At 52.8% G+C, this 22,221-nt stretch carries 18 protein-coding genes and 3 tRNA genes; 19 read left to right on the plus strand and 2 right to left on the minus strand.

Annotation, left to right across the window (positions count from 1 at the left end; translation table 11 throughout):
* The first annotated feature begins 21 nt into the window (after positions 1-21).
* The 4 genes from orn (at position 22) to DES37_RS23575 (ending at position 1,033) form a co-directional block, all read left to right on the plus strand.
* Positions 22-567 carry an oligoribonuclease gene (gene orn / locus DES37_RS23560; RefSeq protein ID WP_036103147.1) on the plus strand — a complete coding sequence of 182 codons (546 nt, stop codon included), beginning with the start codon at positions 22-24 and terminating at the stop codon, positions 565-567.
* 169 nt (positions 568-736) lie between these two features.
* Positions 737-812: transfer RNA gene (locus DES37_RS23565), tRNA-Gly, on the plus strand.
* A 35-nt stretch (positions 813-847) separates the two neighbouring features.
* Positions 848-923: transfer RNA gene (locus DES37_RS23570), tRNA-Gly, on the plus strand.
* A gap of 34 nt (positions 924-957) precedes the next feature.
* A tRNA-Gly gene (locus DES37_RS23575) sits at positions 958-1,033 on the plus strand.
* A 267-nt stretch (positions 1,034-1,300) separates the two neighbouring features.
* Here DES37_RS23575 and queG read toward each other — a convergent pair.
* Complete coding sequence (gene queG, locus DES37_RS23585) at positions 1,301-2,440, minus strand: tRNA epoxyqueuosine(34) reductase QueG (protein WP_110028078.1); 1,140 nt, start codon at positions 2,438-2,440, stop codon at positions 1,301-1,303.
* Here queG and nnr point away from each other — a divergent pair.
* From nnr to DES37_RS23660, 15 genes are all read left to right on the plus strand, one after another.
* Complete coding sequence (nnr, locus tag DES37_RS23590; RefSeq protein WP_110028079.1) at positions 2,439-3,959, plus strand: bifunctional ADP-dependent NAD(P)H-hydrate dehydratase/NAD(P)H-hydrate epimerase; 1,521 nt, start codon at positions 2,439-2,441, stop codon at positions 3,957-3,959. The two genes, queG and nnr, sit on opposite strands and share 2 nt — an antisense overlap.
* A complete protein-coding gene (gene tsaE / locus DES37_RS23595) occupies positions 3,956-4,417 on the plus strand; it encodes a tRNA (adenosine(37)-N6)-threonylcarbamoyltransferase complex ATPase subunit type 1 TsaE (RefSeq protein WP_036103142.1) in 462 nt (153 codons plus the stop codon). The genes nnr and tsaE overlap by 4 nt, the downstream gene beginning before the upstream one ends.
* A gap of 13 nt (positions 4,418-4,430) precedes the next feature.
* Positions 4,431-5,756, plus strand: a complete 1,326-nt coding sequence (amiB, locus tag DES37_RS23600; RefSeq protein WP_110028080.1) for an N-acetylmuramoyl-L-alanine amidase AmiB — start codon at positions 4,431-4,433, stop codon at positions 5,754-5,756.
* 9 nt (positions 5,757-5,765) lie between these two features.
* Entirely contained in the window at positions 5,766-7,775 is a 2,010-nt protein-coding gene (mutL, locus tag DES37_RS23605) for a DNA mismatch repair endonuclease MutL (protein ID WP_110028081.1), read from the plus strand.
* The gene (gene miaA, locus DES37_RS23610) at positions 7,768-8,718 is read left to right on the plus strand and encodes a tRNA (adenosine(37)-N6)-dimethylallyltransferase MiaA (RefSeq protein WP_110028082.1); all 951 of its coding nucleotides are present in this window, start codon (positions 7,768-7,770) and stop codon (positions 8,716-8,718) included. Before mutL ends, miaA begins: the two co-directional genes overlap by 8 nt.
* A 99-nt stretch (positions 8,719-8,817) precedes the next feature.
* On the plus strand, positions 8,818-9,126 hold the full coding sequence (gene hfq, locus DES37_RS23615; RefSeq protein WP_036103134.1) for an RNA chaperone Hfq: 309 nt from the start codon (positions 8,818-8,820) through the stop codon (positions 9,124-9,126).
* Between the two features lie 74 nt (positions 9,127-9,200).
* On the plus strand, positions 9,201-10,481 hold the full coding sequence (gene hflX / locus DES37_RS23620; protein WP_036103133.1) for a ribosome rescue GTPase HflX: 1,281 nt from the start codon (positions 9,201-9,203) through the stop codon (positions 10,479-10,481).
* 68 nt (positions 10,482-10,549) lie between these two features.
* Complete coding sequence (gene hflK, locus DES37_RS23625; protein WP_036103131.1) at positions 10,550-11,803, plus strand: FtsH protease activity modulator HflK; 1,254 nt, start codon at positions 10,550-10,552, stop codon at positions 11,801-11,803.
* A 2-nt stretch (positions 11,804-11,805) separates the two neighbouring features.
* A complete protein-coding gene (gene hflC / locus DES37_RS23630; protein WP_036103129.1) occupies positions 11,806-12,807 on the plus strand; it encodes a protease modulator HflC in 1,002 nt (333 codons plus the stop codon).
* A 68-nt stretch (positions 12,808-12,875) separates the two neighbouring features.
* Positions 12,876-13,073, plus strand: a complete 198-nt coding sequence (locus DES37_RS23635; RefSeq protein WP_036103127.1) for a DUF2065 domain-containing protein — start codon at positions 12,876-12,878, stop codon at positions 13,071-13,073.
* A 102-nt stretch (positions 13,074-13,175) separates the two neighbouring features.
* Positions 13,176-14,474 (plus strand): adenylosuccinate synthase, encoded by a 1,299-nt coding sequence (gene purA, locus DES37_RS23640; RefSeq protein WP_064598259.1) that lies wholly within the window; start codon positions 13,176-13,178, stop codon positions 14,472-14,474.
* A gap of 205 nt (positions 14,475-14,679) precedes the next feature.
* On the plus strand, positions 14,680-15,105 hold the full coding sequence (nsrR, locus tag DES37_RS23645; RefSeq protein ID WP_036103511.1) for a nitric oxide-sensing transcriptional repressor NsrR: 426 nt from the start codon (positions 14,680-14,682) through the stop codon (positions 15,103-15,105).
* Between the two features lie 39 nt (positions 15,106-15,144).
* Positions 15,145-17,577 carry a ribonuclease R gene (gene rnr / locus DES37_RS23650; protein WP_110028098.1) on the plus strand — a complete coding sequence of 811 codons (2,433 nt, stop codon included), beginning with the start codon at positions 15,145-15,147 and terminating at the stop codon, positions 17,575-17,577.
* 102 nt (positions 17,578-17,679) lie between these two features.
* On the plus strand, positions 17,680-18,414 hold the full coding sequence (gene rlmB, locus DES37_RS23655) for a 23S rRNA (guanosine(2251)-2'-O)-methyltransferase RlmB (RefSeq protein ID WP_110028083.1): 735 nt from the start codon (positions 17,680-17,682) through the stop codon (positions 18,412-18,414).
* 96 nt (positions 18,415-18,510) lie between these two features.
* Positions 18,511-20,145 carry an isovaleryl-CoA dehydrogenase gene (locus tag DES37_RS23660; protein ID WP_110028084.1) on the plus strand — a complete coding sequence of 545 codons (1,635 nt, stop codon included), beginning with the start codon at positions 18,511-18,513 and terminating at the stop codon, positions 20,143-20,145.
* On the opposite strand, the gene DES37_RS23665 is transcribed toward DES37_RS23660, so the two are convergent.
* A complete protein-coding gene (locus DES37_RS23665; RefSeq protein WP_110028085.1) occupies positions 20,082-22,079 on the minus strand; it encodes a methyl-accepting chemotaxis protein in 1,998 nt (665 codons plus the stop codon). The genes DES37_RS23660 and DES37_RS23665 overlap by 64 nt on opposite strands.
* Positions 22,080-22,221 lie beyond the last annotated feature (142 nt).

The raw sequence follows: 22,221 nt of genomic DNA on the forward strand, positions 1-22,221 counted from the left end.
GACGAAAAGGACAGAAAAAGCATGAGTGCGAAAGAAAATAACCTGATTTGGATTGACCTGGAAATGACAGGGCTGGATCCGGAACGTGACCGCATTATTGAGATTGCCACGCTGGTAACCGATGCCGATTTGAATATTCTGGCTGAAGGCCCGGTAATTGCAGTGCACCAGTCTGATGAGCAGTTGGCACTGATGGACGACTGGAATGTGCGTACCCACACGGCCAGTGGCCTGGTTGAGCGTGTAAAATCCAGCCAGATGGATGACAACGCAGCACAGCAGGCGACACTGGAATTTTTGCGTGAATGGGTGCCTGCCAATACTTCGCCGATTTGCGGTAACAGTATCGGCCAGGATCGCCGTTTTTTATTCAAATACATGCCGGAGCTTGAAGCTTATTTTCACTACCGCTATCTGGATGTCAGCACACTGAAAGAGCTGGCTCGCCGCTGGAAACCAGAAATTCTCAGTGGATTTAAGAAACAAGGTGCTCACCAGGCGCTGGATGACATTCGTGAATCCGTGGCGGAACTGGCTTATTACCGCGAGAATTTTATCAAGTTGTAACAAGCTGGGTGAGGGCAAGCCCCTCATCCGCTGGGAAAATCACCATTTTGTTGAATAAATCATCATTCAAACAAAAAGCACGAAATTTTCTCATTCAGGGCTTGCGGTAAATGCGAATTCTCGTATAATGCGCCTCCCGTGACGATGCTGTTTTGCAGAGTTGCACAGGGCGGGAATAGCTCAGTTGGTAGAGCACGACCTTGCCAAGGTCGGGGTCGCGAGTTCGAGTCTCGTTTCCCGCTCCAAAAATTTGACAGGCCGTCAGGCCAGCACCACCCAAGCGGGAATAGCTCAGTTGGTAGAGCACGACCTTGCCAAGGTCGGGGTCGCGAGTTCGAGTCTCGTTTCCCGCTCCAAAATTTGACAGGCCATCAGGCCAGTACCACCCAAGCGGGAATAGCTCAGTTGGTAGAGCACGACCTTGCCAAGGTCGGGGTCGCGAGTTCGAGTCTCGTTTCCCGCTCCAAATTTTTCTCATCATACTATCCACAGCATTGAAGTGCTGCAGGGTGGTTTTTTTATTGCCTGGAAAAAAGTTGTGAACAAACTTATCCACAGGTTGATAAAAAAATCACTGCCCCGGTTTATTTCGGTTTTTTATGGCGTGAAATCATGTAACTTAATGATTTTTAAGTTATTTAAATATATTGATAAATGTTACCTGGATCACTTGACGATTTTTTTACTGTTGAATGACAACCTGTTTTTTTTCTTATGAACAGGCTGTGGATACTTACGCATCCCGGGATAATCCTTTTTCAATGGCCCTGACCAGGCGTTGTTGTTGCGCTGAAGAAACGGTCACACTCAATGCTTCCCGCTTCGCTAATTGTTGCGCAATCGCCCATTCAATATGCTCATCCAGAAGTGGGTGCTCACCTCTGCGTTGCTCCAGTGCATCAAGTACGGCACTTTCCCAGGGGGCATTCCCCAGAGCCACCGCTATGTTTCTCAGCCAGCGCAGATGCCCGATGCGCCGAATTGCCGAGCCTTCAGTCACTTTAAGGAAATGAGCTTCATCCCAGGCAAACAATGCCAGGAGTTCCGGTGTATGTAATGCTTTGCGGGGAGAAAAATCAGCTTCGTCAGTCAGTTGTGAAAAACGGTTCCATGGGCAAATCAACTGGCAATCATCACAGCCGTAAATGCGGTTACCCATCAGGGGGCGAAATTCCTCAGGAATAGCCCCTTCGAGCTCAATGGTGAGGTAGGATATACAGCGCCGGGCATCCACAGTATAAGGCGCGACAATCGCCTGGGTTGGGCACATAGTCATGCAGGCAACACAGCGCCCACAGCCTTCTTCAACCGGCTGGTCAACGGGCAGTGGGATATCCACCAGTAACTCACCAAGAAAAAAGAATGAGCCGGCTTCTTTGTTGAGGATAAGTGAGTGCTTACCTGTCCAGCCTAACCCGGCTTTTACAGCCAGAGGGCGTTCAAGAAGAGGCGCTGAATCTACGAAAGGTCTAAAATTCAGTTCAGTACAGTGTTCACGAATGCGCTCGCCGAGTTGCTTCAGGCGCTGGCGTAGTAGCTTGTGGTAATCGCGCCCCAGTGCATAACGGCTGACATAACCAAGGCGTGGGTTCTTCAGCGTACTGGCAAAAGCGGCACCGGTGGGGAGATAATTCATGCGCACACTGATAACCCGCAATGTACCCGGCAATAATTCATGGGGGCGAGCGCGCATCATGCCATGGCGTGCCATCCACTCCATTTCTCCGTGATACTGTTTGTCGAGCCATGCCTGGAGCGCGGGTTCACTGGCGCTCAGGTCTGTATCGCAAATACCGACCTGCTGGAACCCCAGTTCCTTGCCCCACTGTTTAATTTTTTGCGCTAATTCACCAAGAACGAAGGGCTGAGACATGACGGACCATTACCTGAACAGAAACTCTGCAAGTATACCACAGTCAGTCTGGTCCGCAGATTGGTTGCGTAAGGCGGAAGCCCGGGCTGCGGCCGCAACGGGTGTCACACTGTATGAACTGATGCAGCGGGCGGGGGAAGCCGCGTTTGCTGTCGCCCGCAGTACTTTTCCCGCAAGCCACCACTGGCTGGTGTTATGCGGCCACGGTAACAACGGCGGTGACGGCTATGTGGTTGCCCGTTGTGCGCAGGCTGCCGGTATTCAGGTTACTGTACTGGCAGTTGAGAGCGACAAACCCTTGCCGGATGAGGCGCAGGCCGCACGCAGCGCCTGGCTGGCGGCGGGTGGGCACATTTCCCCGGTTACCTCGGCCTTTCCGCAGCAGGTTGACCTGATTGTCGATGGGCTACTGGGAACCGGTATTCGCCAGGCTCCCAGAGAAAACCTTGCCGCGGTAATCGAGCAGGTGAACCAGCACCCGGCTCCGGTATTGGCTCTGGATGTGCCATCAGGCCTGGATGCCAATACCGGCACCACGCCGGGGGCGGTAGTTTCAGCCAGCCATACAGTGACGTTTATCGCCCTGAAAACCGGCTTGTTGACCGGGAAAGCCCGCGATGTAGTGGGGCAACTGCATTACCATGCTCTGGGGCTGGAAGGCTGGCTGGCGGAGCAGGATGCGCCGGTGAAGCGTTTTGATCAGGGTGACCTGAAGCGCTGGTTGCATCCGCGCAGAGCGACATCCCATAAAGGGAACCATGGCCGCCTGGTGGTGATTGGCGGCGATACCGGTACTGCCGGGGCGATTCGCATGGCGGGTGAGGCGGCGCTGCGTGCCGGAGCCGGTTTGGTCAGGGTACTGACACGCCCGGAAAATGCCACTGCGTTATTGACCGCGCGCCCGGAATTGATGGTTCAGGCTCTGACGCCTGAATCGCTCGATGAGAGCCTGCGCTGGGCAGATGTCGTGGTGATTGGCCCGGGGCTGGGTCAGCAGGACTGGGGGCGTGATGCCTTTGAACGCGTAAAGCATTCGGCTAAACCGATGCTATGGGATGCGGATGCACTGAACCTTCTGGCAATAAATCCCATAACAGGTGACAATCGCGTGATGACGCCGCATCCTGGCGAAGCCGCGCGTTTGCTGGGATGCTCTGTTGCTGAAATCGAAAGTGATCGCTTACTTTCCGCGCGCCGTCTGGTTGAGCAATATGGCGGGTGTGTGGTGCTGAAAGGTGCGGGCACTGTTATCGCCACTGCCGGTCGCCAGGCTATTATTGACGTGGGCAATCCAGGCATGGCAAGTGGCGGTATGGGGGATGTGTTGTCTGGTATTATCGGGGCGTTATTAGCCCAGCATCTTCCGCTATTTGATGCTGCCTGCGCGGGCTGTGTGGCGCATGGTGCCGCTGCAGATAGTTTGGCGGCACGTTATGGCACACGCGGTATGCTGGCAATGGATCTATTGTCTGCACTGTATTCGTTTGTTAACCCTGAAATTGAATTGATGAAATCATGACAAATTGTGTTATCCCACTGGCCGATGAACAGGCAACGATTCACCTTGGCGAACGTCTCGCAAAAGCCTGCCAGGGGGCGACGGTAATTTATTTATATGGTGATCTGGGTGCCGGTAAAACCACGTTCAGCCGGGGCTTCTTGCAGGCCCTGGGGCATAAGGGCAATGTGAAAAGCCCGACTTACACCCTGGTAGAACCTTATGACCTTGGCGATATGATGGTGTATCACTTTGACCTGTACCGCCTGGCAGACCCGGAAGAACTCGAATTTATGGGCATTCGTGATTACTTTACCCGTGATGCGATTTGCCTGGTTGAATGGCCGCAGCAAGGTACTGGTGTGTTACCCGAGCCTGATGTAGAACTGCATTTATCCTGGCAGGGAGAAGGTCGTGAAGCAGTAGTCACCCCTGTCTCTGAAGCAGGAACGGCTTTGGTGGCCCGTCTGGCTAATTAACAAGGAAGATTGCATGTCTGTTCGGGGAATCATGTGGCTGTTAGCCACCATTGTGTTGGTGTTATGTTTGCCTGTCCGCGCGGCGACCGTTGCGGATATTCAGGTATCGAATGGCGCTGAACAGGCCAGAATTACGTTTTTGTTTATGGGTGACCCGCAGTACCGGTTCTCCCAGTCCTCTCCCCGAACGGTGTTACTTGATATTCAACAAAGCGGTGTGATTCAGGGCCTGCCTCTGGTATTCAGTGGCGACAATCTGGTGCATCAAATTCGCTCCACTTCGTCTGGCGACCCACAAACACTGCGCCTGGCGGTAGATTTAACCGAAAAAGGGACGGTTCGCGCCAGCAAACAGGGCCGGGGCGCTCAGGTTGCTGTGGTCTTTACTATCGATGCCGTGAAACCACCGCCAGCGCCACCTGTAGCTGCAGCGCCAGTTGTTAAACCAACACCGTCAACCCGTACACCGGTTACAGCCAGCGTACCAGACAGTGGCCGCAACCCGTTTCACAGTGATGAACCGAAAGTCACTGGCGTGGTGAGCACTCGCACACCGCCTCAGCCAGTGAGAAGCCGCCCGTCTGCTGGTGGTAGCCAGGTGGTGGTAGCGATTGATGCAGGCCATGGCGGGCAGGATCCGGGGGCGATTGGCGCAGGCGGCACTCGCGAGAAAAACGTCACGTTATCTGTTGCCCGAAAACTGCGTACCTTACTGAATAATGACCCGATGTTTAAAGGTGTGCTGACTCGCGATGGCGACTACTTCATCTCGGTGATGGGGCGTTCGGAAGTGGCCCGTAAACAGAATGCCAACTTGCTGGTTTCCATTCATGCCGATGCCGCGCCAAACCGTGAGGCCACCGGCGCTTCCGTTTGGGTGCTGTCCAACCGCCGGGCAGACAGCGAAATGGCTGGCTGGCTGGAGCAACATGAAAAGCAGTCTGAGTTGCTGGGGGGCGCGGGAGATGTGCTGGCAAACCAGGCCGATCCCTACCTGAGCCAGGCTGTGCTGGATTTACAGTTTGGTCACTCACAGCGAGTTGGTTATGATGTCGCCACTTATGTGATTCGCCAGTTAAATAACATTGGTGATTTGCACAAGCGCCATCCGGAGCATGCCAGCCTTGGCGTGCTGCGTTCTCCGGATATCCCGTCATTGTTGGTGGAAACCGGGTTTATCAGTAACAGCCGCGAAGAGCAGTTACTGGCGAGTGATGACTACCAGCAAAAAATTGCCAATGCGATTTACCAGGGGCTGAGAAACTATTTCATTGCTAATCCGTTACAGGCATCACCCGGTGGTCAAACAAACGGTATGATTAGCCGCAATTCACAGTAAGGAGAGGCCATGCCGATTCAGGTACTACCACCACAACTGGCAAACCAGATAGCCGCTGGCGAGGTGGTTGAGCGCCCGGCATCGGTCGTGAAAGAGCTGGTTGAAAATAGCCTGGATGCGGGTGCAACGCGTATTGATATTGATATTGAACGCGGTGGCGCAAAGTTGATTCGCATACGTGATAACGGTAGCGGCATTGGCAAAGATGAGCTGGCGCTGGCTTTATCGCGCCATGCAACCAGTAAAATAGCCTCGCTGGACGACCTGGAAGCCATCATGAGCCTTGGCTTTCGTGGTGAAGCGCTTGCCAGTATCAGCTCCGTTTCCCGGTTAACCCTGACTTCCCGTACAGCAGACCAGCAGGAAGCCTGGCAGGCTTATGCGGAAGGGCGCGAGATGGCAGTCACAGTCAAACCCGCAGCTCACCCTCAGGGCACCACGCTGGAAGTGCTGGATTTGTTTTATAACACCCCGGCACGGCGCAAGTTTATGCGCACAGAAAAAACCGAATTTGCTCATATTGATGAAATCATTCGCCGTATCGCGCTGGCCCGCTTTGATGTCACCATTAATTTGTCCCATAACGGCAAAATGGTTCGCCAGTACCGGGCGGTGAAAGAGGGCTCACAAGAAGAGCGCCGCCTGGGCGCCATTTGTGGCACTGCATTTATGGAACACGCGCTGGCGATTGAATGGCAGCACGGTGATTTAGGGCTGAAGGGCTGGGTGGTGGCACCAGACAGCCACCACCCGGCAAATGCTGATATTCAGTACAGCTACGTTAATGGCCGAATGATGCGTGATAAATTGATTAATCATGCCATTCGCCAGGCCTGCGAAGACCGCCTGGGGCAGGACCAGTTACCGGCTTATGTCCTGTATCTCACCGTTGACCCACATCAGGTAGATGTAAATGTTCACCCGGCGAAACATGAAGTGCGCTTTCACCAGTCGCGGCTGGTACATGATTTTATTTATCAGGGCGTATTGAGTGTCTTCCAGCAATATCAGGAAAACCCATTAGGGTTAAACGGCGCGCTTGCAGATGCCCCTGCGGCCAGTGCATGGCAGCCGGAGAACCGCACCGCCGCCGGGGAAAATCAGTTTACCCGCAGCCCTTCGGCCCCGGAAAACCGGGCAGCTTCGCTGCACGAACCCCCTGATAAACATTACACCGCACCGCAATTCAGTGAACGCCCGTCCGGGGGAACATCTTCTGCGCGTTTATCCGGTGCTGAGCACTATTCCGGCGGAGCTGGGTCTTCCGGCGGCAGGTCTGCTTCGGATACTGGCCATTCTGGTTCTGGCGGGCAGGCCGCGCACAATAGCTGGCCTAATGCTGTGCCGGGCTACCAGAAAAAACAAGGTGCGTTATACCAAAAACTGCTGGAGACGCCACAGGCGCTTGCGGCAACTGAACAACCCGCTGAGGCAGCGGCCGGGGACCACATATTGTCTGCTCGTGAGCAAAGCCTGGGGCGTGCACTGGCAGTGGTCGCCCCGGATATGGTGCTGCTTGAGCGGCGCTCAGGTATCTGCCTGATGGCATTGCCTGTCGCACAGCGCTGGTTACGGCGTGCGCAGCTTATGCCGGGGCAGGAAAAAGCCTGCGCACAACCCTTGTTGATACCGGTACGGCTGAAACTGGATGCCGGGGAACGGGCAACCCTGAAACAGCAGCAAGAAACACTACAAAATTTAGGGATAATCTTAGATATTGACGCGCAATTTGTGACTGTGCGCGCAGTGCCTTTACCCTTGAGGCAACAAAATTTACAAAACTTGATTCCTGACCTGATAGGCTACCTGGCCGGACAAAAAGAATGTGATGCAGCGCAAATTGCGCACTGGCTGGCAGGAAAGCTGGAAAGTGAACCCCATGAGTGGTCCCTTTCTCAGGCGATTACTCTCCTGACAGAACTGGAGCGCCTTTGCCCACAGTTGGTAATGTCCCCGCCAGGTGGTCTGTTGCAACCTATTGATTTGAAACCGGCGATAAGCGCTCTGAAACATGACTGAAGTGAGTAAGCAAAACCTGCCAAAGGCAATTTTTTTGATGGGGCCAACCGCCTCCGGTAAAACCGCACTGGCAATCACATTACGGCGTTTTTTACCCGTAGAGTTGATTAGTGTTGACTCTGCCCTGATATATAAGGGAATGGATGTCGGTACGGCAAAACCGGATGCTCAAGAACTGGCACAGGCACCTCACCGGTTGTTGGATATTCGGGATCCTTCTGAGGCGTATTCCGCAGCAGATTTTCGCCGCGATGCTTTGGCTGAAATGGAATCCATCACCGCTTCCGGGAAAATTCCGTTGTTGGTTGGTGGAACTATGCTTTATTTCAAAGCATTACTGGAAGGGCTGTCACCTTTGCCTTCCGCTGATGCGGCAATAAGAGCACAGATTGAGCAGCAAGCACAGGCACAAGGATGGGATGCTTTACACAGGCAATTACAGGCAATAGATCCTGTTTCTTCCGGGCGTATTCATCCGAATGATCCTCAAAGACTTTCCCGGGCACTGGAAGTTTTTTTTATTTCGGGTAAAACTTTAACTGAGTTGACGCAAACGTCAGGGGAAGCTCTGCCTTATCAGGTGCATCAGTTCGCCATCGCCCCGGCGAGCCGTGAACTGCTCCATCAGCGTATTGAGCAGCGGTTTCATCAGATGTTGGCTTCGGGATTTGAAGCAGAAGTGCGGGCGCTTTTTGCCCGCGGCGATTTGCATACGGACATGCCTTCCATTCGTTGTGTGGGGTATCGCCAGATGTGGTCTTATCTGGCGGGGGAGTACACCAGGGACGAAATGGTTTATCGCGGTATTTGCGCCACGAGGCAGTTGGCCAAGCGTCAAATGACCTGGTTGCGGGGGTGGGAAGGTGTTCACTGGCTTGACAGTGATAACCCTGAACAAGCCTGCAATGAAGTATTACAGGTAGTTGGTGCGAAGGCTGACTGAATGTGTACAATTGAACCGCATCGTGCGCGAGATTTTACGTCTTTTTATGAGCCTGAGGGTTCTTTAGTACAAACAACAAGCATATAAGGAAAAGATAGAATGGCTAAGGGGCAATCTTTGCAAGATCCGTTTCTGAACGCATTGCGTCGGGAACGTGTTCCAGTTTCTATTTATTTGGTGAATGGTATTAAGCTGCAAGGTCAGATTGAGTCTTTTGACCAGTTTGTGATTCTGTTGAAAAACACAGTCAGCCAAATGGTTTATAAGCACGCGATTTCTACTGTTGTTCCGTCCCGCCCTGTTTCTCATCACAACAATCCGGGCGCTACGGGTAGCAATAGTAATTTCCATCACGGTGGTAATGCGCAAGGCGCAGGATCACAACAGGACAGCGACAGCGCTGAATAAGTTGCTGGCTGTTAATCCACGCCGGGGAACCAGGTTATCTGTGTTCCCCGCTGGTATTTTGAGAGGTTTTACGCTTGTTTGACCGTTATGACGCCGGTGAGCAGGCGGTACTGGTACACATCTATTTTTCGCAAGACAAAGACATGGAAGATCTCCAGGAGTTTGAATCTCTGGTTTCTTCCGCTGGTGTCGACGCTTTGCAGGTGATTACTGGTACCCGTAAGGCGCCGCACCCGAAGTACTTTGTTGGTGAAGGTAAGGCCGAAGAGATTGCTGATGCAGTGAAAGCCACTGGGGCATCAGTTGTTCTTTTCGACCATGCATTAAGCCCTGCTCAGGAACGTAATCTTGAGCGTTTATGCGAATGTCGGGTTATCGACAGGACCGGACTCATTCTGGATATATTTGCCCAGCGGGCGCGTACACATGAAGGGAAATTGCAGGTGGAACTGGCGCAGTTGCGTCACCTTGCTACCCGTCTGGTACGTGGCTGGACCCACCTTGAACGCCAAAAAGGGGGGATAGGCCTGCGTGGCCCGGGTGAAACGCAGCTGGAAACGGACCGCCGTTTGTTGCGTAACCGCATATCCCAAATTTTATCGCGCCTTGAACGTGTTGAGAAACAACGTGAACAAGGCCGGCGGGCACGAACCCGTGCGGATGTTCCCACCGTTTCGCTGGTGGGGTATACCAACGCCGGGAAATCCACACTATTCAACAGCCTGACGACTGCGGAAGTTTATGCAGCCGATCAGCTCTTCGCAACACTCGATCCTACCTTGCGCCGTATTGATGTGGCGGATGTGGGTGAAACTGTGCTGGCGGATACCGTTGGGTTTATTCGTCATTTACCGCATGACCTGGTGGCGGCGTTTAAAGCCACATTGCAGGAAACGCGCCAGGCAACACTGTTACTGCATGTTATTGATGCATCAGATGTCAGGGTGCAGGAGAACATCGATGCCGTAAATGCGGTACTTGATGAAATTGATGCACTGGAAATCCCTACGCTGCTGGTGATGAACAAAATCGACTGCCTGGACGGTTTTGCGCCACGTATCGACAGGGATGAAAATAATGTACCAGTTCGTGTCTGGCTTTCTGCGCAGACAGGAGAAGGTATACCACTGCTTTTCCAGGCTTTAACGGAACGTTTATCCGGGGAGATTGCGTTGCATACGTTACGTTTACCTCCTCAGGCCGGGCGTTTGAGAAGCCGGTTTTATCAGCTTCAGGCGATAGAAAAAGAGTGGATGGAGGACGATGGCAGCATGGGCCTGCAGGTGCGTTTGCCTGTGGTTGACTGGCGTCGCCTTTGTAAACAAGAACCTGCGTTGGTGGATTACATCACCTGATGCAGGTATGCCCTGAAGACACTTCCCCTGCGGGGGATATCACCGCATAACAAGTATGGAGCATAAACATGGCGTGGAATCAGCCCGGTAATAACGGACAGGACCGCGACCCGTGGGGCAGCAGCAATAATCAAGGCGGCAACTCTGGGGGAAGCAAAGGAGGGCGGGATCAGGGGCCACCTGATCTGGATGATATCTTCCGTAAACTGAGTAAAAAGCTCGGTGGGTTTGGCGGCGGTAGTGGCTCAGGCAATAATACACCGCAAGGTTCGCGTAGCCCTGTGGGCGGGCGCATCGTTGGTATTGTTGTCGCAGCTGCCGTGATAATTTGGGCCGCCAGCGGTTTCTATACCATCAAAGAAGCGGAACGTGGGGTTGTTACCCGCTTCGGGAAATTCAGCCATCTGGTGGAGCCGGGCCTGAACTGGAAGCCGACTTTCATTGATGAAGTCCGGCCGGTTAACGTGGAATCAGTACGCGAGCTGGCAGCGTCCGGCATCATGCTGACAGCCGATGAAAACGTCGTGCGCGTAGAAATGAACGTGCAGTACCGGGTAACCGACCCTGAAAAATATTTGTTCAGTGTGACCAGCCCGGATGACAGCCTGCGCCAGGCGACAGATAGCGCACTGCGCGGTGTTATCGGCAAATACACGATGGATAAAATTCTGACAGAAGGCCGTACACTGATTCGTGCCGATACCCAGCGCGAACTGGAAGAAACCATCAGGCCTTATAACATGGGGATTACGCTGCTGGATGTGAACTTCCAGACGGCGCGTCCGCCAGAAGAAGTAAAAGCCGCGTTTGATGATGCGATTGCCGCGCGTGAGAACGAACAGCAATACATTCGTGAAGCAGAAGCTTATGCGAATGAAGTTCAGCCGCGAGCGAATGGTCAGGCACAGCGTATTCTGGAAGAAGCCCGTGCTTATAAAGCGCAGACAGTTCTGGAAGCGCAGGGTGAAGTAGCTCGCTTTGCAGAATTGCTGCCGCAATACAAAGCCGCCCCGGAAATTACCCGCGAGCGTTTGTATATCGAAACCATGGAAAAAGTGCTGAGCCACACACGCAAAGTACTGGTAAACGATAATGGCAATAAACTGATGGTGTTGCCGCTTGACCAATTGATGAAGGGGGCATCCTCTTCTGATGCAAAGCCGGAAAGCAGCAGTAGCACCAGTCAATTGTTACATCTTCCGCCTGTTTCTGGCTCCGGCGGCAGTGCTGCCAGCAAATCGTCATCCAGCCAGGGCGATATCATGGACCAGCGCCGTGCGGATGCGCAGCGTAACGACTACCAGCGCCGTGGAGGGGAGTAACAATGCGTAAATCGTTGATTGGAATTATTATTGTTGTGCTGGTTGTTATGTACACCTCGCTGTTCACGGTGAAAGAAGGCGAGCGTGGCATTGTCCTGCGCTTTGGTAAAGTGTTGCGTAACAACGACAACATCCCTGAGGTGTTCGAACCGGGTCTGCACTTTAAACTGCCGTTTATCACTACCGTGAAAACGCTGGATGCACGTATCCAGACTATGGATAACCAGGCAGACCGCTTCGTTACCAAAGAGAAAAAAGACCTGATTGTTGATTCCTATATTAAATGGCGGATCAGTGATTTCAGCCGCTACTACCTGGCAACAGGTGGTGGGGATGTTTCTCAGGCCGAAGTGTTGTTAAAACGTAAGTTCAGTGACCGTCTGCGTTCTGAAATTGGTCGTTTGGATGTAAAAGACATCGTGACGGATTCCCGTGGGCGTTTAACGCTGGAAGTGCGTGATGCGCTGAACTCCGGTTCTGCCGGTTCCGACGATGAAGTGGCCACACCAGCAGCTGACGATGCTATTGCAACGGCGGCAGCCCGTGTGGAGCAGGAAACGAATGGTAAAGTTGCTGCGGTGAACCCGAACAGTATGGCGGCGCTGGGGATTGAAGTGGTTGATGTCCGCATCAAGCAAATCAACCTGCCAGCAGAAGTCTCTGAAGCGATTTACAACCGTATGCGTGCTGAGCGTGAAGCCGTTGCCCGTCGCCACCGCTCTCAGGGCCAGGAAGAAGCAGAGAAATTGCGTGCCGCTGCTGACTATGAAGTGACGCGCACTCTGGCTGAAGCACAACGCCAGGCACTGATTGAACGCGGGGAAGGGGATGCACAGGCAGCGAAACTGTTTGCTGACGCATTCGGCAAAGACCCGGATTTCTTCGCCTTTATTCGTAGCCTCAAAGCGTATCAAAGCAGCTTTGGCGGCAACGATGTCATGGTGATGAGCCCGGACAGTGACTTCTTCCGCTACATGAAGACACCAACAGGTAATTCACGCTAAGATAGCGAACATTCTTTGTTAAAGAGCCGGTTTATTCCGGCTCTTTTTTTGTCCGTGGAAAATAAAAAATGAACACAACAATTTGGATGGCAGTCGCACTGGTATTAGTGCTGGAAGGGATTGGTCCAATGATATATCCCAGTGCCTGGCGCAAAATGGTACAGAGCCTGTCGCAATTGCCTGACCATTTGTTACGCCGTTTTGGGGGCGGTCTTGTGGTTGCCGGCATCGTTGTCTACTACATGTTGACGAAAACGATTAACTGAGCAGAAAACCGGCAAAAAACTCAAAATCTGTATATAAAAAGGGCTGAACATCGGGGGATCCGGTGGTAGAATCCATTTTTAAGCAAACGGTGATTTTGAAAAATGGGTAACAACGTCGTCGTACTGGGCACCCAATGGGGTGACGAAGGTAAAGGGAAGATCGTCGATCTCCTGACCGAACGAGCAAAATATGTTGTACGCTATCAGGGCGGTCACAACGCAGGTCATACTCTCGTAATCAACGGTGAAAAAACCGTTCTGCATCTTATTCCTTCAGGTATTCTTCGCGAAAATGTCGTTAGCATTATCGGCAACGGCGTAGTGTTGTCTCCTTCCGCGTTGATGAAAGAGATGAAAGAACTGGAAGACCGTGGTGTTCCGGTACGTGAACGTCTGTTGTTGTCTGAAGCTTGCCCGCTGATCCTGGATTACCATGTGGCGCTGGATAACGCGCGTGAAAAAGCACGTGGCGCGAAAGCTATTGGTACTACCGGGCGTGGTATCGGCCCTGCTTATGAAGATAAAGTAGCTCGCCGTGGTCTGCGTGTGGGCGACCTGTTCGATAAAGCAGTCTTCGCTGAAAAACTGAAAGAAGTGATGGAATATCACAACTTCCAGTTAGTGAACTACTACAAAGTTGAAGCGGTTGATTACCAGAAAGTTCTGGATGATGTCATGGCTATCGCCGACATCCTGACCGCCATGGTGGTTGACGTTTCTGACTTGCTGGATAAAGCCCGTCTGCGTGGTGAACACATCATGTTTGAAGGTGCTCAGGGTACGTTGCTGGATATCGACCACGGTACTTATCCGTATGTCACCTCTTCCAACACCACTGCTGGTGGCGTGGCAACGGGTTCTGGCCTTGGCCCACGTTACGTTGATTACGTACTGGGTATTATCAAAGCTTACTCTACCCGTGTTGGCGCCGGTCCGTTCCCGACAGAGCTGTTCGATGATGTCGGCGAATACCTGTGCAAACAAGGTAATGAATATGGTGCAACCACTGGCCGCCGCCGCCGTACTGGCTGGCTGGACACCGTGGCGGTTCGCCGTGCGGTACAGATCAACTCCCTGTCTGGTTTCTGCCTGACCAAACTGGATGTGCTGGATGGTCTGGATGAAGTGAAACTGTGTGTTGCTTACCGTATGCCAGATGGCCGTGAAGTAACAGTAACGCCAATGGCTGCAGATGACTGGGCAGGTATTGAACCTGTTTACGAATCTATGCCTGGCTGGTCTCAAAGCACCTTTGGTGTGAAAGACCGCAGCCTGTTGCCTCAGGCTGCACTGAACTACATTCAACGCATTGAAGAACTGACAGGTGTACCGGTAGATATCATCTCCACCGGTCCGGATCGTACTGAAACCATGATCCTGCGCGACCCTTACGACGCGTAATCACTTCCGGGCAGAAAGGCTCCTTTCTGCCCTGTTATTTCCAGTTGGGTTCAAAACGCCAAAAAACACATCAAAAACAGGATAAACCCTGCCTTTTTTGCACCTTTTCCTAAATAAATTAGCGGCCTGGCTGGTGGCTGGTTTATCATCAATACAAATCCCCTGCCAGGGGAGTAAGCCCTTTGTGCAGCTATCTGAGGTTGATGTGCAGTTAACAAGTTTTACTGACTATGGCTTGCGCGCGCTGATTTATATGGCGGCTTTGCCAAAAGATCGTATGACCAGTATCTCCGAAGTGACACAGGTTTATGGTGTGTCGCGTAATCATATGGTCAAAATTATTAACCAGCTTAGCCGGGCAGGTTATGTCGATGCTGTTCGGGGTAAAAATGGCGGTATTCGCCTGGGTAAACCGGCTGAAAGCATTCGTATTGGCGATGTCGTCCGGGCGCTTGAACCGTTGCAACTGGTTAATTGCAGCGGTGAGTTTTGCCACATCACCCCGGCTTGCAGGCTCAGGCAAGTGCTGGCACAAGGTGTGCAGCATTTTCTTCAGGAGCTTGATAACCACACCCTGGCAGAAATGGTGGATGCAAACCCACCGCTTTATCAATTACTACAGGTGGAATAAATGCCTGAACTGCCTGAGGATGACAACGGAGGAACCGATATGTCACAAGATCCTTTCCAGGAACGCGAAGCAGAAAAATATGCCAATCCTATTCCCAGCAGGGAGTTCATTCTTGATCATCTGTCAAAGCAGGAAAAACCTGCTAACCGTGAAGAACTGGCAAAAGCATTAGGAATTGAAGGCGAAGAGCAAACGGAAGCATTGCGCCGCCGCCTGCGCGCTATGGAGCGTGACGGCCAACTGGTCTTCACTCGTCGCCAGTGCTACGCCTTACCGGAGCGCCTTGACCTGGTGAAAGGCACCGTGATGGGCCACCGCGATGGTTATGGCTTCTTACGGGTTGAAGGCCGGGCAGATGATCTGTACCTGTCTTCTGAACAAATGAAAGCCTGCATCCACGGTGATGTCGTGCTGGCCCAGCCGCTCGGCGCAGATCGTCGTGGCCGCCGGGAAGCCCGTATTGTGCGGGTTCTGGTACCGAAAACCAGCCAAATTGTTGGCCGCTATTTTATTGATGCAGGGGTTGGGTTTGTTGTTCCGGATGACAGCCGCCTGAGCTTCGATATTCTTATTCCACCGGAAGAGATCATGGGTGCCCGCATGGGGTTCATGGTGGTGGTGGAACTGACCCAACGCCCCACCCGCCGCACCAAAGCAATAGGTAAAATTGTTGAAGTGCTCGGTGAAAATATGGGCACAGGTATGGCAGTGGATATCGCGCTGCGTACTCATGAAATTCCTTATGTCTGGCCGCAGGCTGTTGAAGAACAGATTGCCGGGCTGAAAGAACAAGTGCCGGAATCTGCCAAAGCAGGGCGTGTCGATTTACGCGACTTACCCCTGGTCACCATTGATGGTGAAGATGCCCGCGACTTTGATGACGCCGTTTATTGTGAGAAAAAACGCGGCGGCGGCTGGCGTTTGTGGGTGGCGATTGCGGATGTCAGTTACTATGTTCGCCCTTACACCGCGCTGGATAAAGAAGCCCATAACCGCGGTACATCGGTTTACTTCCCCTCCCAGGTAGTGCCAATGCTGCCGGAAGTGCTCTCAAATGGCTTGTGCTCGCTGAACCCACAAGTTGACCGCCTGTGCATGGTTTGTGAAATGACCATCTCTTCAAAAGGCAAGTTGAGCGGCTTCCAGTTCTACGAAGCAGTCATGAGCTCCCATGCGCGCCTGACTTACACCAAGGTGTGGCATATTCTGCAAGGCGATGAAGAGCTGCGTGAGCATTACCGCCCGTTAGTGAAACACCTGGAAGAACTGCATAACCTCTACAAGGTTCTGGACAGCGCACGTGCAGAGCGTGGTGGGATCTCGTTTGAAAGCGAAGAAGCTAAATTTATCTTTAACGCAGAACGCCGCATTGAGCGTATCGAACAAACTCAGCGCAACGACGCCCACAAGCTGATTGAAGAGTGCATGATTCTGGCGAACATCTCTGCAGCCCGTTTTGTGGAGAAAAACAAAGAACCGGCACTGTTCCGTATTCATGACCGCCCAGGCACAGAGGCTATTACCTCTTTCCGTTCAGTGCTGGCGGAGCTGGGGTTAAGCCTGCCAGGCGGTGATAAACCTGAACCGGCAGACTACTCCGCATTGTTGGCATCCATTGCAGACCGGCCTGATCATGAAATGCTGCAAACTATGTTGCTGCGTTCCATGAAACAAGCCGTGTACGACCCAGAAAACCGTGGGCACTTTGGCCTGGCGCTGCAATCTTATGCGCATTTCACATCGCCAATTCGCCGTTATCCGGACTTGTCTTTACACCGGGCAATCAAATATTTGCTCGCCCGCCAGAACGGGGAGACCGGCACCAGCACACCGGGTGGTGGCTGGCACTACGGCACGGAAGAGATGATTCAGCTTGGCCTGCATTGTTCCATGGCTGAGCGCCGTGCCGACGAATCCACTCGCGATGTGGCAGACTGGCTGAAATGTGACTTCATGCAGGACCAGGTGGGCCAAACCTTCGGCGGCGTGATTTCCAGTGTGACCGGCTTCGGTTTCTTTGTGCGCCTTGATGACTTGTTTATCGACGGCCTGGTGCATGTCTCATCACTCGATAATGACTACTATCGTTTCGACCAGGTAGGCCAGCGGTTGATTGGTGAATCCGGCGGGCAGACTTACCGCCTGGGGGACCATGTGGAAGTCCGGGTTGAAGGGGTCAACATGGATGAACGTAAAATCGATTTTGCGTTGATCTCCAGCGAGCGCAAAGTACGTGGTGCCGGAAAAACCGCACGGGAGAAAAGTAAAAAAAGTGCAGCCAGCACCCGGCCGCCAAGGCGGCGCCAGGGCGGTAAACGTGTGAATTTCGAGCCAGACAGCGAATTCCGCAGTGAAAAGCCGAAAAAGGCACGTGCACCAAAAAATAAAAAAGCGAAAAAACCTTCGGAAAAAACACGTAAAATCGCGGAAGCAACCAAAGCGAAGCGTGCGGCGAAGAAAAAAGCGCAATAGTGCAGCCTACGGCTGGTAAACTAATAGCAGGCTCCGTCCAACCGGGCGGAGTTTTGTTTTTTGACTGTAACCCGGGCACTGTGCCCAGAGTGAGTACCATACATGAGTGAAATGATTTACGGCATTCATGCCGTGCAGGCCTTGCTGGACAGAGCACCGGAGCGTTTTCAGGAAGTGTTTATCCTGAAAGGCCGCGAAGACAAGCGTCTGTTACCTCTGATTCATTCCCTTGAATCATTGGGGATAGTTATCCAAATGGCGAATCGCCAGTGGCTGGATGATAAGTCCGAAGGCGCTGTCCACCAGGGGATCATTGCGCGTGTTAAGCCTGGCAGGCAGTACCAGGAAAACGATCTGCCTGACCTTATCGCTCAGTACGAACAGCCGTTCATACTGGTGCTGGATGGCGTAACGGATCCCCATAATCTGGGGGCCTGCCTGCGTAGTGCTGATGCCGCCGGGGTCCATGCGGTAATTGTGCCGAAAGACCGTTCTGCGCAACTTAACGCGACAGCCAAAAAAGTGGCCTGTGGTGCCGCAGAAAATGTGCCGCTGATTCGGGTCACTAACCTTGCCCGTACTCTGCGGTCACTGAAAGACGAAAACGTCTGGATTGTCGGCACGGCAGGTGAGGCGGACCATACGCTGTATCAAAGCAAAATGACTGGCCCGATGGCACTGGTCATGGGCGCGGAAGGGGAAGGCATGCGCCGTCTCACCCGTGAACATTGTGATGAGCTTATCAGCATCCCGATGGCAGGCACAGTTTCTTCCCTGAACGTGTCTGTGGCGACAGGTGTGTGCCTGTTTGAAGCGGTGCGCCAGCGCAGTAAATAACGGAATCCGGTCAGGGCGCACGCTTTGTGACTCTGCCCGGTGATAAACCGCCAGCGCAGTCCATACTTTATGTAATGGCATAAAGGGAGACAAACCATGCGCTGGCAAACTCATACCGTCTTTAATCAACCCACTCCACTGATTAACAGTAATTTATTCCTCTCTGATAGTGCACTGCGCGATGCCGTTATTCGCGAAGGTGCTGGCTGGGATGGCGAGTTACTCGCCAGTATCGGGCAGCAACTTGGCTCGGCGGAGTCACTAGAACTTGGGCGGCTGGCAAATGCCAACCCACCAGAACTGCTCCGTTATGATCCGCGTGGAGAACGCATTGACGAAGTGCGCTTTCACCCTTCCTGGCATTTATTGATGCAGGGCCTGTTTGCTAACCGGGTACATAACCTTCCCTGGTTGAAAGACCCTCAGCCTGGCGCTTTTGCTGCGCGTGCTGCCCGTTTTATTCTTCATGCTCAGGTTGAAGCGGGAACTTTGTGCCCGGTTACCATGACCTTTGCCGCAACGCCATTATTACAACAGGCGCTACCCGCAGAATTTCGCAACTGGCTGCCATCATTGCTCAGCGACCGTTACGATGCCCATCAGTTACCCGCGACACAGAAAAAAGGCCTGCTGATTGGTATGGGCATGACAGAAAAGCAGGGTGGTTCTGATGTGATGAGCAACACCACCAGAGCAGATCCAGAGACAGTGCCCGGGTGTGGCATGCCTTACCGCCTGGTAGGGCATAAATGGTTTTTCTCTGTTCCCCAGAGTGACGCGCACCTGGTACTAGCACAGGCGCGAGGCGGGTTGTCGTGCTTCTTTGTTCCCCGCCTGTTGCCTGATGGTGAGCGTAATGCCTTAAGCCTGGCGCGCCTTAAAGATAAGCTTGGCAACCGCTCCAACGCCAGTAGCGAAGCAGAACTGTTCGATGCCCATGGCTGGCTGATTGGTGAGGAAGGCGAGGGTGTTCGCCATATCCTGCGTATGGGGGCGATGACGCGTTTTGATTGCGCGCTGGGCAGCCATGGCCTGATGCGCAGAGCATTCGCCGTCGCGTTATACCATGCGCATCAACGCCAGGTATTCGGCAAACATCTGGTGGATCAGCCATTAATGCGTCAGGTGCTGGGGCGTATGGCGTTACAACTCGAAGGGCAAACGGCCTTTTTATTCCGCCTGGCGGGCGCGCTGGGGCAACGGGGTGATGTAAATCAACAATTGTGGGCGCGCTTATTCACCCCGGCAGCGAAGTTCCATATCTGCAAGTCAGGCATTCCCTTTGTGGCTGAAGCCATGGAGGTACTGGGGGGCATTGGTTATTGCGAAGAAAGCGAGTTACCCCGTTTGTACCGGGAAATGCCAGTGAACAGTATTTGGGAAGGCTCCGGGAATATTATGTGCCTTGATGTGCTGCGTGTATTACAAAAACAGCCGGGCGTAGTGAGTTTATTGCAGGCGAATTTTGCTGAGGTCAAAGGGCAGAGCCGCCACTTCGACCGCACCTGGCGGCAATTACAGGCGCATTTGCGTAAGCCTGGCGAAGCATTCAGCCGGCAAATTACCAGCCAGTTAGCACTCCTTGCCACTGGTGCTGAAATGTTGCGCCACTTGCCCCCACGTATTGCGGAAACCTGGTGCCAGATGGCGCTGGACTCACGTGGCGATCACTTAATTGATGAGCCGGTACTCTCTGATATCCTGCTCAGGGCGACCGGTGGCGCAGGGTGATGGCTGTCTTTTATATGGAACAGCTTCACTAATTCCGTCAGGTGGTGGCCCTGGCTTCTCAGGCTGTGGGCCACTTCTTCCGTGCGGGCAATGCGCCGGGCATTAATATGTGTGGACTCGCCAATTTGTGTCATCGCTATATTAACCTGGCCAATACCGGCAGACTGCTCCTGCGAAGCCGAGCTGATGGTGGCAATTAACTGGTTGATGTGCTCAATATGCCCGGTAATATCCTCCATCGACTGGCTGGTTTGTTGCGACAACACATGGCCTTCGCTAACCTTTTCCAGTGTGTCTGCAATTAACTGGTCAATTTCTTTCACGGCATTCGCACTGCGTGCGGCCAGCGCCCGGACTTCCTGGGCGACTACGGCAAACCCTTTGCCGTGTTCACCGGCACGAGCTGCTTCTACCGCCGCGTTCAGTGCCAGAATATTGGTCTGAAAAGCAATCGACTCAATAACATGGGTGATATCCGCAATCCGTTGTGATGCTTCACGAATTGCATCCATGGTGGTGACCGCGTGTTTTACCGTGATACCGCCGCTGTGCACTGCCTGCGTTGTCTCTTCAACTAACCCTTGTGCTGTTCCCATATTATCCGCGTTTCGCGCAACAGTAGTGGCAAGCTGCCCCATACTGGCCGATGTTTCTTCAACACTGCTGGCCTGTTTGGTAATTTGCTCACCAATTTCATCACTGTCGGTCGCCAGTGTGTCTGTGCTGTGGCTGATTTCTTCGGCCGTCTGGCGTACCTGCTGAACTATGGTATTCAGGCCATCGCCAATACCATTGATCCCTTCTATTAACTGGCCAATCTCATCATGGCGTTGTGTGTGAATCGACTGGCGCAGGTCTCCGCCAGCATACAGGTGTGCCAGGCCGATAACCTGTTGTAACGGCTGGCTGACCCAACGGCGTATCAGCCAGATAAAGAACAGCGCAAAGAGAACAACCAGTACCGCGCCAGCGACCAGGAAGCTATCACGCATGCGGGTAATATCACTCAACAACTGGTCTTTATTAACCTCAGAGACAATCACCCATTTCCAGTCAGGTAACGTGGTCCAGACCAGAGCCGTATTGCCACTCTCAGGTGATTGCCATGAAGTCGAGCCGGAAGGCTGGTTTAACACCTCTTTACTGATATTTTCCGGCCAGTTGGGCGTTTTCCCTTCCCGTTTGGCATCAAATAAATATTGCCCCCAGGTTTTCCCGGGTGCATTGCTCAGAACAAAAAACTGGCCGCTTTGCCCAATGTGGCGGGAAATTACTTTTTCGCGCATCAACTGCCAGGCATCGCTGATATCGACGCCAACAAACAACACGGCAATCGTCTGCCCACTGGCATCTTTTACTGGCTGATACTCGGTGATATAGCGCTTGCCAAACAACAGCGCCAGACCACGATAGACTTCACCTTTACTGACTTTGGCCCAGGAAGGGCTGTTACGGTCAAGGAGTGTGCCCATTGCCCGGGAGCCGTCTTCTTTGCGTAAAGATGTTGCAACCCGAACAAAGTCATCGCCCGAGCGAACAAATAATGTGGAAATTGCACCACTGCGTGCCAGGAAGTCATCGGAAAACTGGTTATTTTCGTGTAGCGGAATATCTCCGCCTTTCAGGAGTGGCACCTTGTGCCCACTTATTTCTGCGGTTTGTTGCGGGTCAACCGAAAGAGGTTGGGGCAGAAAGCTGGCAAATAGCTGAGTAAAGCTGGCCACTTCACTGTTGAGGCTGCTGTTAAACATTTGTGCCGTATCGTGAATGCCAGTGACCTGCGCTTTCATGTCTTGCAGGGCCTGTTCTTCCAGCTGTTGGCTGGCCTGGCGCCCAAGAAATACGGTAAAAATGAAAAAGAGTACCGCGACGCTACCGGCTGTCATTACTGACAAGCGCGCGCCTAATCCCCAGTATTTAAAAGAAGTCATAATATCGCTGCCGTATTTTGTGTTTTGTCATCATTAACGGCGGCTTGCAGGATAATATTTATACACAAAATGTAAGCATATATTTCATTCAAATTTGATTCAGATCATTGATCATTGAAAACAAAAGCAATTGCGCCTTAGCCAG

The organism is Mangrovibacter plantisponsor, assembly GCF_003182475.1.
Taxonomy (GTDB): Bacteria; Pseudomonadota; Gammaproteobacteria; order Enterobacterales; family Enterobacteriaceae; genus Mangrovibacter; species Mangrovibacter plantisponsor.